Origin of the sequence: Bacteroides xylanisolvens (assembly GCF_018289135.1) — a bacterium.
GTDB classification, from domain to species: Bacteria; Bacteroidota; Bacteroidia; order Bacteroidales; family Bacteroidaceae; genus Bacteroides; species Bacteroides xylanisolvens.
In genome coordinates this window covers 4,368,444-4,381,211 of sequence record NZ_CP072216.1, presented here as the reverse complement: position 1 = coordinate 4,381,211, position 12,768 = coordinate 4,368,444, and the positions used below count along the sequence as shown (strand labels likewise).

11 protein-coding genes are annotated in these 12,768 nt (G+C 40.0%); 7 read left to right on the top strand and 4 right to left on the bottom strand.

Going from position 1 to position 12,768, the window contains the following annotated elements:
* Window positions 1–112: 112 nt before the first annotated feature.
* Window positions 113–1,276, bottom strand: a complete 1,164-nt coding sequence (locus INE92_RS18545) for a FecR family protein (protein ID WP_195436390.1) — start codon at window positions 1,274–1,276, stop codon at window positions 113–115.
* A gap of 62 nt (window positions 1,277–1,338) precedes the next feature.
* Entirely contained in the window at window positions 1,339–1,941 is a 603-nt protein-coding gene (locus tag INE92_RS18540; protein ID WP_081354123.1) for an RNA polymerase sigma-70 factor, read from the bottom strand.
* Window positions 1,942–1,985: 44 nt separating this feature from the next.
* On the opposite strand from INE92_RS18540, the gene INE92_RS18535 reads away from it, so the two are divergent.
* Window positions 1,986–2,993 (top strand): NAD-dependent epimerase/dehydratase family protein, encoded by a 1,008-nt coding sequence (locus tag INE92_RS18535; protein WP_074704325.1) that lies wholly within the window; start codon window positions 1,986–1,988, stop codon window positions 2,991–2,993.
* Window positions 2,984–3,949 (top strand): phosphatase PAP2 family protein, encoded by a 966-nt coding sequence (locus INE92_RS18530; protein ID WP_049701384.1) that lies wholly within the window; start codon window positions 2,984–2,986, stop codon window positions 3,947–3,949. Before INE92_RS18535 ends, INE92_RS18530 begins: the two co-directional genes overlap by 10 nt.
* Window positions 3,950–4,038: 89 nt before the next feature.
* On the opposite strand, the gene dusB is transcribed toward INE92_RS18530, so the two are convergent.
* Window positions 4,039–5,034, bottom strand: a complete 996-nt coding sequence (gene dusB / locus INE92_RS18525; RefSeq protein WP_195436389.1) for a tRNA dihydrouridine synthase DusB — start codon at window positions 5,032–5,034, stop codon at window positions 4,039–4,041.
* Window positions 5,035–5,159: 125 nt separating this feature from the next.
* Here dusB and INE92_RS18520 point away from each other — a divergent pair, with 125 nt between their 5' ends.
* The 4 genes from INE92_RS18520 (at window position 5,160) to INE92_RS18505 (ending at window position 10,752) form a co-directional block, all read left to right on the top strand.
* Window positions 5,160–6,449 carry a peptidase U32 family protein gene (locus tag INE92_RS18520; RefSeq protein WP_008643938.1) on the top strand — a complete coding sequence of 430 codons (1,290 nt, stop codon included), beginning with the start codon at window positions 5,160–5,162 and terminating at the stop codon, window positions 6,447–6,449.
* Window positions 6,450–6,489: 40 nt separating this feature from the next.
* Window positions 6,490–6,891, top strand: coding sequence for an acyl-CoA thioesterase (locus INE92_RS18515; RefSeq protein ID WP_007757582.1), 402 nt, complete (start codon window positions 6,490–6,492; stop codon window positions 6,889–6,891).
* On the top strand, window positions 6,888–8,012 hold the full coding sequence (gene dprA / locus INE92_RS18510) for a DNA-processing protein DprA (protein WP_015531849.1): 1,125 nt from the start codon (window positions 6,888–6,890) through the stop codon (window positions 8,010–8,012). The genes INE92_RS18515 and dprA overlap by 4 nt, the downstream gene beginning before the upstream one ends.
* Window positions 8,013–8,976: 964 nt before the next feature.
* Complete coding sequence (locus tag INE92_RS18505; protein ID WP_195436392.1) at window positions 8,977–10,752, top strand: oxaloacetate decarboxylase; 1,776 nt, start codon at window positions 8,977–8,979, stop codon at window positions 10,750–10,752.
* Window positions 10,753–11,047: 295 nt separating this feature from the next.
* On the opposite strand, the gene INE92_RS18500 is transcribed toward INE92_RS18505, so the two are convergent.
* Window positions 11,048–11,548, bottom strand: coding sequence for a hypothetical protein (locus INE92_RS18500; protein ID WP_008997593.1), 501 nt, complete (start codon window positions 11,546–11,548; stop codon window positions 11,048–11,050).
* Window positions 11,549–11,837: 289 nt separating this feature from the next.
* On the opposite strand from INE92_RS18500, the gene INE92_RS18495 reads away from it, so the two are divergent.
* Window positions 11,838–12,737: a helix-turn-helix transcriptional regulator gene (locus tag INE92_RS18495; RefSeq protein ID WP_008770528.1), complete on the top strand. Its 900-nt coding sequence runs from the start codon at window positions 11,838–11,840 to the stop codon at window positions 12,735–12,737.
* The last annotated feature ends 31 nt before the right edge of the window (window positions 12,738–12,768 follow it).

Below are 12,768 nucleotides of genomic sequence, written 5' to 3'. Positions count from 1 at the left end.
AACTAATGCGTACGAGAAAAGAAAATGGATACCCCTTTTGCGATTTATTTTTTAATAAAAGTGATATTTTGTTGTTTCTTGCATAGATTTGTTATACTTATGCAATAAAAACCTAGTCTATGGTAAGCGTATTGCCTTGCAAGGTGACAGTGACTTTTTTCATTCTGTTAAGCAATGAGATTGTGTGCTCTAAATCTTTAGTGCGATCGGATATGAAGTGCATTTTATATGTCATTGCTTCTTTGTTTCTGAATTCTATGTTTACATTGTACCAGCGTCCTAAGTTTTGCATAATATCTTTCAATGTAATATTGTCAAAATAGAAATAGCCGTCTTTCCAATAGACGTAAGAGTCTAAGTCTACTTCTGTTAGAACGAAATTTCCATCAGATTGCAGGTGTGCGTCTTCTCCCGGATATAGTCGGGTATATGATCCTCCTTTTGTGTTACTTACTTCTACTTTCCCGTTAATAAGTACTACATGAGTATCTTCGGGAGTATAGCTACGTATATTGAATTCCGTGCCGAGAACGCGGGTTTGGACTGTCTTGGTTTTTACAATAAAGGGATGCTTGGCGTCTTTGGCCACCTTGAAATAAGCTTCGCCTTCTAAAGTAACGATACGCTCGTTGCCAATAAAGGCTGTAGGGTAAACAAAATTACTATTAGCATTCAGCCAGACTTCTGTGCCGTCACATAATACCACTTTGAAACTTTCACCTCGTGGTACGGTAAGTACGTGTGTCTGTGTAGTTGTTGAGATGACTTGCCTATAATCCAGCTCTTTCTTTTCAGACTTTGCGATGGCGGTTTTAGGCAGGACTTGATTGTTTGACTGCGGTTCGTCTAACACAATTTTTTCTCCGTCATCTTTTTGCAAAACAATATGTTGGGGAGTAGTATCAGCAGTGAATACAGTGATTGGTTCGAGTGCAGGGGTTGTCAGGCTATTAATTAAATAGTAACTCCCGAATAGAACGGTAATCATGGCGGCTATTCCGATAGTTATCTTCCAGAGATTGGAACGCATTCGTGTTGAATGTTGTTTTTTCTTGAATCGCTCCAATTCCATTTCTACATTAGGAAGTTCTATTCCTCCTTTTTGTTGTAGGAAAAGACTACTATCCATGATGTCGCGACAAGCTTGCAGGACTTCTTTATCTTTAAGCATCTCTTGCAGCTGTTCGTCGTTTATCTCTGAAGAACTCTCCATGATGTCGAGCGCCTTCTCTACAGATTCATCTGTATTATTTATATTGTCAATATCTTTATTCATCACTGTTTGACTGTATCATACTTATTTATATTACGTTTAATCATAAAATAAAGATACCTGATTTATGATTTTTTTGCACATTCTTCACGTATCACCTGTAATGCTTTCACAATATGCTTCCTGACTGCACTGACACTGATATTTAATTCTTCTGCCACTTCCTGATATTTCTTGCGCTGAATATAACATTCTTCTAAAATATGCCTGGTATGTGGAGTCAGTTTTTCCATTGCCTTGCTGATATGCATCATTCTTTCATCCTGCTCCAGATATTCCGTTTCAACATAACTTTTGGTCAATTCGGAATAGATTTGTACATACTGTTCATGTGTATTCTGATGTCGTAGGAAGTCAATGCTTTTGTTGCGAACGTAAACGTATAGATAAGATTTAGCCGTGGCTTTATCTATTTTTGCATAATTGGCCCAAATAAATTCGAAGGCGTCGCTTACGATATCCTTGCTAGCCTCCATATTATTAATCAGGTGAAATGCATAATAATAAAGTTGAGGATAGTACTCTTTAAAAAGAAAATCAAAATCGGCCTTATCTTCCACGTGCTTTAAAAGTGTTGAATAGTAAATGAATCGCGTTGCAAATAAACAAATAATAATTGAGAAAAGCAAAATGGCTTTTATTTTATATTTATCGTATCTTTGTGGCATCATATTTTTTCAATTAATATTCATGTAGGACCTGAAAAGTAATAATGGAGAGTATTTTAATTACAGGCGCGAGTGGTTTTATCGGCAGTTTCATCGTGGAGGAAGCGTTGAAGCGAAAGTTTGGTGTGTGGGCCGGGATTCGTTCTACGAGTAGCAAGCGGTATTTGAAAAACCGGAAAATCCACTTTCTGGAACTGGATTTTGCGCACCCTAATGAACTTCGTGCCCAACTCTCCGGGCATAAAGGCACTTACAACAAATTTGATTATATCATTCATTGCGCCGGTGTTACAAAGTGCCCCGACAAGCACTCTTTTGACTATGTGAATTATCTTCAGACCAAATATTTTATCGATACGTTGAAGGAGCTGAATATGGTTCCGAAACAGTTTATCTATATCAGTACATTGAGTGTGTTCGGACCTGCACGTGAGAAGGACTATACTCCGATAAAAGCGGACGACCCTGCGGTACCCAATACTGCTTATGGATTGAGCAAACTGAAAGCGGAGTTGTATATTCAGAGTATGCCCGGTTTCCCTTATGTCATTTATCGTCCTACAGGAGTCTATGGACCTCGTGAAGCTGATTACTATCTGATGGCAAAGTCTATCCAGAAACACGTTGATTTCTCGGTCGGTTTCCGTCGTCAGGATTTGACTTTTGTGTATGTAAAAGACATTGTGCAGGCTATTTTCCTGGGAATAGAGAAAAAAGTAGTTCGTAAGGCGTATTTCTTGACAGACGGGAAAGTTTATAAAAGCCGTGCCTTTTCGGATCTGATACAAAAAGAATTGGGTAATCCGTTTGTTCTTCACTTGAAATGTCCATTAATTGTGCTAAAAGTTATATCTTTGTTCGCTGAATTCATTGCTACACGTTCCGGGAGGAGCAGTACCCTGAATTCGGATAAATATAAGATAATGAAACAACGCAACTGGCAATGCGATATAACCCCGGTAATGGATGAACTGGGGTATGTGCCCGAATATGATTTGGAAAAGGGAGTTCGGGAAACCATTGCCTGGTATAAAAATGAAGGATGGCTTTAGACTTATTTAAGCGCATAGAAACCCGGAAAGGGTTGTTTGCTGTGGAAAAGATTACATTGATTTATAATCTGTTGACTTCCATATTGATTCTGTTCCTGTTTCAGCGGATGGATCATCCATGGCACATGTTGCTGGATAGGGCTATGATCGCGGCTATGACTTTTTTATTGATGTATCTTTATCGTCTTGCTCCCTGTAAATTTTCGGCGTTTGTGCGTATTGTCATTCAGATGAGTCTGCTGTCTTACTGGTATCCGGATACTTTCGAGTTCAATCGTTTCTTTCCGAATTTGGATCATGTATTTGCAACTGCCGAACAGTTTATTTTCAATGGTCAGCCTGCTATTTGGTTCTGCCATACGTTTCCACATCTTATAGTCAGCGAGGCATTCAATATGGGATATTTCTTTTATTATCCGATGATGCTGATTGTGGCTCTATTCTATTTCATTTATAAATTTGAGTGGTTCGAAAAGATGTCTTTTGTGCTTGTCACTTCTTTCTTTATTTATTATCTGATTTATATATTCGTTCCTGTTGCAGGCCCTCAATTCTATTTTCCTGCCATTGGTATTGATAATGTATCTAAAGGTATTTTTCCTGCTATCGGTGATTATTTCAATTATAATCAGGAATTACTTCCCGGACCGGGCTATCAGCACGGATTTTTTTATAGTTTGGTGGAAGGCTCGCAGCAAGTGGGTGAACGTCCTACGGCGGCATTCCCCAGTTCGCATGTAGGCATTTCTACTATTCTGATGATTATGGCTTGGCGTGGCAGCAAGAAGTTGTTTGCCTGTCTTATACCTTTCTATATGTTGCTCTGTGGGGCTACCGTATATATTCAGGCGCATTATGTGATTGATGCCATTGTTGGTTTCTTCTCTGCATTCCTATTGTATGTAGTCGTAACCTGGATGTTTAAAAAGTGGTTTGCGCAGCCGATGTTTAAATAGAAACCAAAGACCTTGACGTTTTAATTAGATCATGTTATTCTTCAGGAACAAGTACAAGTTCCTGAAGAATAGATATAATAGGTGTTGATTTAAATTTCCGGATTTTCTTTGCGTTGGGAAGTGATTTCATCAAATATCCGGAAAAGCTCTTCTTTTGTTTCTGCCCGTAACATCGCAATACGTGTGTTGCGGAAGTTAGGGATTCCCTTGAATAGAGGGCTTGCGGCCAGATGACGGCGTACATGTAAAATACCTCTACGCTCATCGAGCAGATTAACGCTGTCTACCACTTCCTGACGAAGTACTTCCATACACCATTCAAAACTAAGTGGAGGTAATTCTTCACCTGTCTCTAAATAGTGTTTTACTTCCTTGAATATCCATGGACGACCGAAGCTGGCGCGACCGATCATTACAGCATCTACTCCATAACGGTCAAAACACTCCTTACAGCGTTGAGGGCTGGTCACGTCTCCATTGCCGATAATGGGAATATGCATTCTCGGATTATTCTTCACTTCGCCTATCAGTGTCCAATCCGCCTCTCCGGTATACATTTGTGCGCGGGTACGGCCATGTATGGTCAATGCGGCAATGCCACAATCTTGCAATTGTTCCGCTAATTCTACAATTACTTTATTGTTTGCATCCCATCCCAAACGAGTCTTCACTGTTACGGGTATTTTCACCGCATCTACGACAGCACGGGTGATCTCCAGCATCTTGGGGATATTTTGTAGCATACCTGCTCCTGCACCTTTTCCGGCGACTCTTTTCACCGGACATCCGAAGTTTATATCCAGAATGTCAGGTTGTGCCTGCTCTACAATCTTGGCAGCTTCCACCATCGTCTCTGTATCTTTCCCGTATATCTGGATGGCGACAGGACGTTCTGCGTCACTGATACTTAGTTTCTGTGCAGTCTTGCTGACAGCACGTATCAGTGCGTCACTCGATACAAACTCGGTGTACACCATATCTGCTCCGAATTTCTTGCATATCAGGCGGAAAGCCGGATCGGTTACGTCCTCCATTGGAGCAAGTAAGATGGGATATTTACCCAGATCTATTTGGCCTATCTTCATATATGAGTCTGCTATTTACTGTTTATGATTGAAGTAACTTCTTGTTTTCGCTGCAAAAATACGGAAAAAAGCCTACCTTTGTACGCATTCATTTGCTTAACTGATACAAATAAGTAATATATTCTATGAGTCTTAGTTTGAAAGATTTTGAAGTAATGGCTCCTGTGGGTTCGCGCGAATCTCTTGCTGCGGCCATTCAGGCAGGTGCCGATTCTATCTATTTCGGTATAGAAAACCTGAATATGCGTGCCCGTTCGGCTAATACATTCACGATTGATGATTTGCGGGAAATAGCCCGTACGTGTGATGAACACGGGATGAAGAGTTATCTGACGGTCAACACGATTATCTATGATAAAGATATCCCTCTGATGCATACCATTGTCGATGCGGCCAAGGAAGCAGGAATTTCTGCGGTAATTGCAGCTGATGTGGCAGTGATGAATTATGCCCGTCAGATAGGGCAGGAGGTGCATCTTTCCACCCAGTTGAATATCTCCAATGCGGAGGCTTTGAAATTCTACGCGCAATTTGCAGATGTGGTAGTATTGGCCCGTGAGTTGAATCTGGAACAGGTGGCCGAGATTTATCGTCAGATACAGGAAGAACATATTTGTGGTCCGAGCGGCGAACAACTTCGTATCGAAATGTTCTGCCACGGCGCGCTTTGTATGGCAGTATCGGGTAAATGCTATCTCTCTTTACATGAGATGAATCATTCGGCCAATCGCGGTGCTTGTATGCAGGTATGTCGTCGTTCTTACACGGTTCGTGATAAGGAAACGGATGTGGAACTGGATATTGATAACGAATATATCATGTCTCCCAAAGACTTGAAGACCATCCATTTTATGAATAAAATGTTGGATGCCGGTGTACGTGTATTCAAGATTGAAGGCCGTGCCCGTGGTCCTGAATATGTACGTACGGTGGTTGAATGTTACAAAGAAGCTATCAAGGCTTATTTGGATGGAACATTCACCGATGAAAAGATTGCGGCTTGGGATGAACGCCTGAAAACCGTATTCAACCGTGGCTTCTGGGATGGATATTACTTGGGACAGCGTTTGGGCGAATGGACCAGGAATTATGGTTCGGCAGCTACGGAACGTAAGATTTATGTAGGTAAAGGTATCAAATACTTCTCCAATATCGGAGTTTCCGAATTCTTGGTAGAAGCTGCTGAAGTAAGTGTAGGCGATAAGCTTCTCATTACAGGGCCGACTACCGGTGCCCTATTTATGACTTTGGAAGAAGCCCGTGTTGACTTGGAATCTGTGCAAACAGTGAAAAAGGGACAGCATTTCTCCATGAAATCGGATAAGATACGTCCTAGTGACAAGCTGTATAAACTGGTATCGACCGAAGAATTGAAGAAGTTCAAAGGACTCGATATTGAGCAAAAAAGAGGCTAACTGTTATTTCTCAACTTTTAATTCTCAATTCTCAATTTAAATGAACTATATCTATGAATTGGAAATGAAGGTTCGCGATTACGAATGTGACCTTCAAGGTATTGTCAATAATGCCAATTATCAGCACTATCTGGAACATACCCGTCACGAGTTTCTGACTTCGGTGGGTGTCAGTTTTGCTGCACTTCATGAGCAGGGAGTCGATCCGGTAGTGGCACGCATTAGTATGGCATTCAAGACTCCATTGAAAAGCGGAGATGAGTTTGTCTCGAAACTATATATGAAAAAGGAAGGTATCAAATATGTGTTTTATCAGGATATCTTCCGTAAGAATGATAATAAAGTAGTAGTGAAATCCACTGTTGAGACGGTATGTGTGGTAAACGGACGTTTAAGTGACAGCGAATTGTTCGATAATGTCTTTGCGCCCTACCTGAAATGAACAGCTCCGAAGAAGAACAAATTTATAGTATTGCTCTGACAATGGTGCCCGGTATCGGGCACATAGGAGCAAAACATTTGATAGATGGAATGGGTAATGCCGTTGATGTCTTCCGTCTGCGCAAAGAAATACCGGAACGTATTCCAGAAGTAAGTCAACGGGTGATAGAGGCATTGGATTGTCCGCAAGCTGTGCTCCGCGCCGAACAAGAATATGAATTTATCCGGAAGAATCGGATCTCCTGTCTGTCCTTTCATGATGAGGCTTATCCTTCCCGTTTGCGGGAATGTGAAGATGCTCCTGTCGTTCTTTTCTTTAAAGGAAATGCTGATCTAAATTCCCTTCATATCCTGAATATGGTAGGAACCCGTAATGCTACTGATTATGGGACACAAATCTGCGCCTCTTTTCTGCGGGATCTGAAGGCGCTTTGTCCTGATGTGCTTGTAGTTAGCGGCCTTGCTTATGGAATCGATATTCATGCGCATCGTGAAGCTTTGGCTAATGAATTACCTACAGTAGGTGTTTTAGCTCATGGGCTGGATCGTATTTATCCTCATGTCCATCGGAAAACAGCTGTTGACATGCTTGAAAAAGGGGGATTACTGACCGAATTTCTGTCCGGAACGAATCCCGATCGCCATAATTTTATCAGTCGAAACCGTATTGTTGCTGGTATGTGTGATGCTACCATCGTCATTGAGTCGGCAGAAAAGGGAGGTTCATTGATTACGGCCGAACTTGCTGAAGGTTATCATCGCGATTGTTTCGCTTTCCCCGGTCGCATGAGTGATGAATATTCAAAAGGATGCAATCGGTTGATTAGGGATAATAAAGCATCCCTGTTATTATCTGCCGAAGATTTTGTGCAGGCTATGGGCTGGAATATACCGATGACTCTTTCGGAAAAGGTAAGTGTGCAACGTAGTCTTTTTATCGAATTGTCTGAAGAAGAGCAGAAGATAGTTGCTATTTTGGAGAAACTGGGAAATCTGCAAATCAATTCTCTTGTGGTAGAAGCAGATATTCCCGTAAATAAGATGACTGCCCTACTGTTTGAACTGGAAATGAAAGGGGTGATTCGTGTATTGGCAGGAGGAATGTACCAATTATTGAATTAACTCACATGAACTAATCTCACATATAGACATAAAAAAAGGAGCAACGCCTTGCTCCAACCTTTGTTAACCTTAAATCTAATACTATGAAAAAAATCACATGACAAATGTAAGCGTTCAACTGATTCTTTCCAAATAATTCTGTTGTATTTGTTTCTCTTTTAAATTCTTTCACTGATTTTCACTGTTATCGGACACGACGTACTTCTAGTGGATAAAATATGGCACATTTATGGTAAATAATGGAGAGAAATGCAAGCCTTCTTGAATATGTTTTCATAGTCATTCGAAGGGCTCGTGAAATGAGACTTAAAATAAGTGCTTTGTTGGTTTAAAAGGAACACCCCGTTGGTTTAAAACCAAGGCATCGTTCCTTTAAAACCAACGAGGTGTTCCTTTTAAAGGAAAATGTGAACCTGTATATCGCTGTGTATTTGCGCTTTACAATTTACGATTTTAGGTTCTCACTAATACCATTATTTACTAGAGTAATAACAATAAAAAATGATGAAATCTTTATTTTAATGATTCAGTCAATATTGCATCTTATATTAATTATTGTAATAGTAATTTTGAGTATAATAAAGCCCTTGACAAGTGGATTATGCCTGATGGTTATCTTGGTTTGTTTATACCTACTGATGATTTTGAGAAGCGATTTGCTTTTGTACAAACTTTGGTATAAATAAACTTTCTGGTATAGCTTCAGAAGCCGTTAAACGTCAATGAATGAAGGTGATGAAGTATTTGGCAATCTTAAAGGAATGATATATGTACGAACATAAAACAATTTGATTTGTTATTTATAGTGAATGGATCTATATAGAGGTGGTTTTCTTGCATTATGATATTAAACATCTCTTTATATCTATTTTTTAAGGTGATTGTTTGACTATATGTCAGTTTAAACCTTTATATTTGTATATGTGAAGTTAACCGAAGAAAAAATCACTTATTATTGGCTATGATGAAAAAGGAAATTAAATTCAGTCTTGTTTATCGGGACATGTGGCAATCTTCCGGTAAATATCAACCTCGGGTTGATCAGCTTGTCCGTATCGCTCCTTTGATTATTGAGATGGGCTGTTTTGCCAGAGTTGAAACGAATGGCGGTGCTTTTGAGCAAGTGAATCTGTTGTACGGCGAAAATCCTAATAAGGCTGTCCGTGCTTTTACCGCACCTTTTAAAGAAGCGGGTATTCAAACGCATATGCTCGATCGCGGATTGAATGCGTTGCGCATGTATCCGGTTCCGGCAGACGTACGTAAATTGATGTATAAAGTCAAGCATGCGCAAGGAGTGGACATCACACGCATCTTTTGTGGACTGAACGAAACGAGGAATATCATTCTTTCTATTAAATATGCTTTGGAAGCAGGTATGATTCCGCAGGCAACTCTTTGTATCACCTATTCTCCCGTACACACTGTTGAGTATTATGCCCGAATTGCCGATCAACTGATTGAGGCCGGTGCACCTGAAATATGCTTGAAGGATATGGCGGGTATCGGTCGTCCAGGTATGTTAGGAGAATTGGTCAGGACTATCAAGGAGAAACATCCGGATATATTGATTCAATATCATGGTCATAGCGGACCAGGATTGTCTATGGCTTCTATTCTTGAGGTTTGCGAAAATGGTGCGGACATCATTGATGTAGCTATGGAACCGATGTCTTGGGGCAAAGTGCATCCGGACGTAATCTCTGTGCAGGCTATGTTGAAAGATTTAGGTTTCCAGGTTCCCGACATAAATATGAAAGCATATATGAAAGCTCGTGCCATGACGCAAGAATTCATTGATGATTTTCTGGGTTATTTTATGGATCCTACCAATAAATACATGTCTTCACTTCTACTGAAGTGTGGTTTGCCGGGTGGTATGATGGGTTCCATGATGGCAGACTTGAAAGGAGTACATTCCGGTATCAATATGATATTAAGGAGTAAGAATGAGCTGGAACTTAGTCTGGATGATTTGCTTGTGATGCTTTTTGATGAAGTGGAATATGTATGGCCTAAGCTGGGTTATCCTCCTTTGGTGACTCCTTTCAGCCAGTATGTGAAGAATGTTGCATTAATGAATCTTATGCAGCAGGTAAAAGGAGAAGATCGCTGGACAATGATAGATAACCACACTTGGGATATGATTTTGGGTAAAAGTGGACGTCTTCCGGGTAAGCTCGCTCCGGAGATTATAGAGTTGGCGAAATCTAAAGGATATGAATTTGTCGATACCGACCCGCAGTTGAATTATCCGGATGCTTTGGATGAATATCGAAAGGAAATGGATGAAAATGGCTGGGAATATGGAGAGGATGACGAGGAGCTTTTCGAACTGGCCATGCACGATCGTCAGTACCGTGATTATAAGTCCGGGGTTGCCAAAAAGCGTTTTGAGGAAGAGTTACAACATGCTAAAGATGCGGCAATGGCAAAGAACGGATATTCGGAAGAGGAAATTAAGAAATTGAAGCGCGCCAAGGCAGACCCGGTCATTGCTCCTGATAACGGGCAGGTACTTTGGGAAGTTTCCGTAGAGGGACCATCCATTGCTCCATTCATCGGACGTAAATATCAGCATGACGAAGTTTTTTGTTATCTTTCTACCCCGTGGGGAGAATATGAAAAGATTCTGACCGGATTTACCGGAAGGGTTGTGGAGATATGTGCACAGCAAGGTGCCAATGTACATAAAGGAGATGTAATAGGTTATATTTTACGGAGTGATATTTTTGCGTAGACTCTTATAAGAGTTAGGGTATAGGTAACTCAATAAAGAATTTTAGGGACTGTCTAACAAGTCTTTTTTTAACGATTTCACCCTTGTCAGAGTTTGAACTCTAACAGGGGTGATTTCTAATTTTAGGGATTTGTTAGACAGCCCCTTTCTTTTGCATATAAATTCTGTAAAGACGATCATGGAAATTCTTATTTGTTGTAACTGAATGGATATTTATCGGTAGTAGAATGGAATGTTTAATATGGAATGAGCGTATTTTGTAAAAAATGCGATGATCAGAGCAAAAAAAACGGACTTATTTTGTTCTTTCTATAATTAAGTACAATTGCTTGAATTTCACGATTGGACGGCCAAGGTAGCTGGAGGTGCTGTAACCGTTCGCTTTTGCCCAATCTACGACTTTGTTACGCTGCTTTTCCGGATAGTAGATTGTAAGTAGTTTTTTCTCTATTTGCTCTCGCCATGATTCTGGTAAACTTATGTTGTTAAGGTGGCTAATTGAGGCAATGCCAAGAGCGAGAGCAACGACACTATGGGTGAAGTCTCCACTTTCGGGTGTGGGCTCTATCTGTAAATTTTGTTTCACTCCATCCACGAGGCTCTTGATAGCAAGAATATCTTGGGTGAGGTTGAGTTCTGAGATGAAATCAACCTCTACTTTTGCTAATTGATGAAATAGATCTCCTTTCTCTGCGCCAAGTAGTTTTAAACCCCAATCAATTTGGAAACACAGAGATTCTACAGCTCTCTTTATACTGAGAGCATCTTTTTTCTTTGGATTTTTTTTGTATGCCATGACGAATAGAATGTTAAAATGAGTGTGCAAAAATAATGGTGAAGTATGCAGAAACATTGCACACATAAAAAAAATTGCTATAAATTAATATATTTAGGTGGTATGCAGTATTTTTGCATACAAAAAAGTTAACTTTGTACTAAATAAGATTATGAATTCTACCCTATAAAACATGCTATCAAGATATCTAAAGTAGGAAAAACAATTAGATGAGATATACAAAAAGGGTTTAAGCAATTGAATAATAGAAAATAGTAATAATATTTTGAAAATCACGGAAGTTTAGAAAATGATAAGTAAAACCTTCAACCGCTATATCTGGTTGCTCAACACGCTGCTTCAGCATCGCAGATTAACTTTTGAGGAGATAAGCTGTCGATGGAAAGATAGTTGTCTCGGTGATGGTAGACCGCTTGCATTACGTACATTCCACATGCATAGAGAAGCTATTGCAGAACTTTTTGGTGTAGAGGTCGAATGTGATACATCCAGCTATGAGTATTATATTTCTTCTTCTAGTCAACTGAAAAATGACAAGACTCGTCAGTGGTTGCTTAACTCCTTCACTGTGTCTAACATGATAGAAGCAGGGCGCAACATGAAAGATCGAATTTTGTTTGAGGAAATTCCTGAAGGAACTGAATATCTCCAAACAGTCATAGATGCAATGCAACGAAAAAAGGAATTGAAGATTGATTATAAACCTTTCAATGGTCATCAGTCAATATTTCACTTGCAGCCATACGCTATGAAGGTTTACCATCAGCGTTGGTATGTAGTCGGCTATCTCAAAGAGCAGGAGGGAATAAGGAATATTGCCCTTGATCGTATTTTGGAAATGGAATTGACAGATGACTCATTTATACTTCCCAATGATTTTGATGCAGAAGAATATTATGCTCATACAGTTGGCATATTTGTCAATGGCAAATTGAAGCCACAGAAAGTAGTTGTTCGGGTATTCGGTGTTCATGTAGAGTATATGCGTTCTCTGCCACTGCATTTCTCTCAACAAGAGATAAAAACAGAACACAAAGAGTACAGCGACTTTGAATACCAACTTTGCTTAACTCCAGAGCTAACAAGTCAGCTACTTGCTATGGGTGAAAAGATCGAAGTTATGGAACCAATAGGGCTGCGTGAAGAAATTAGAAAACGACTTTTTGCTGCCATAAATAGATATAAATAGGAAAATAATGGCGTGCAGAGTCTTAGCAGAG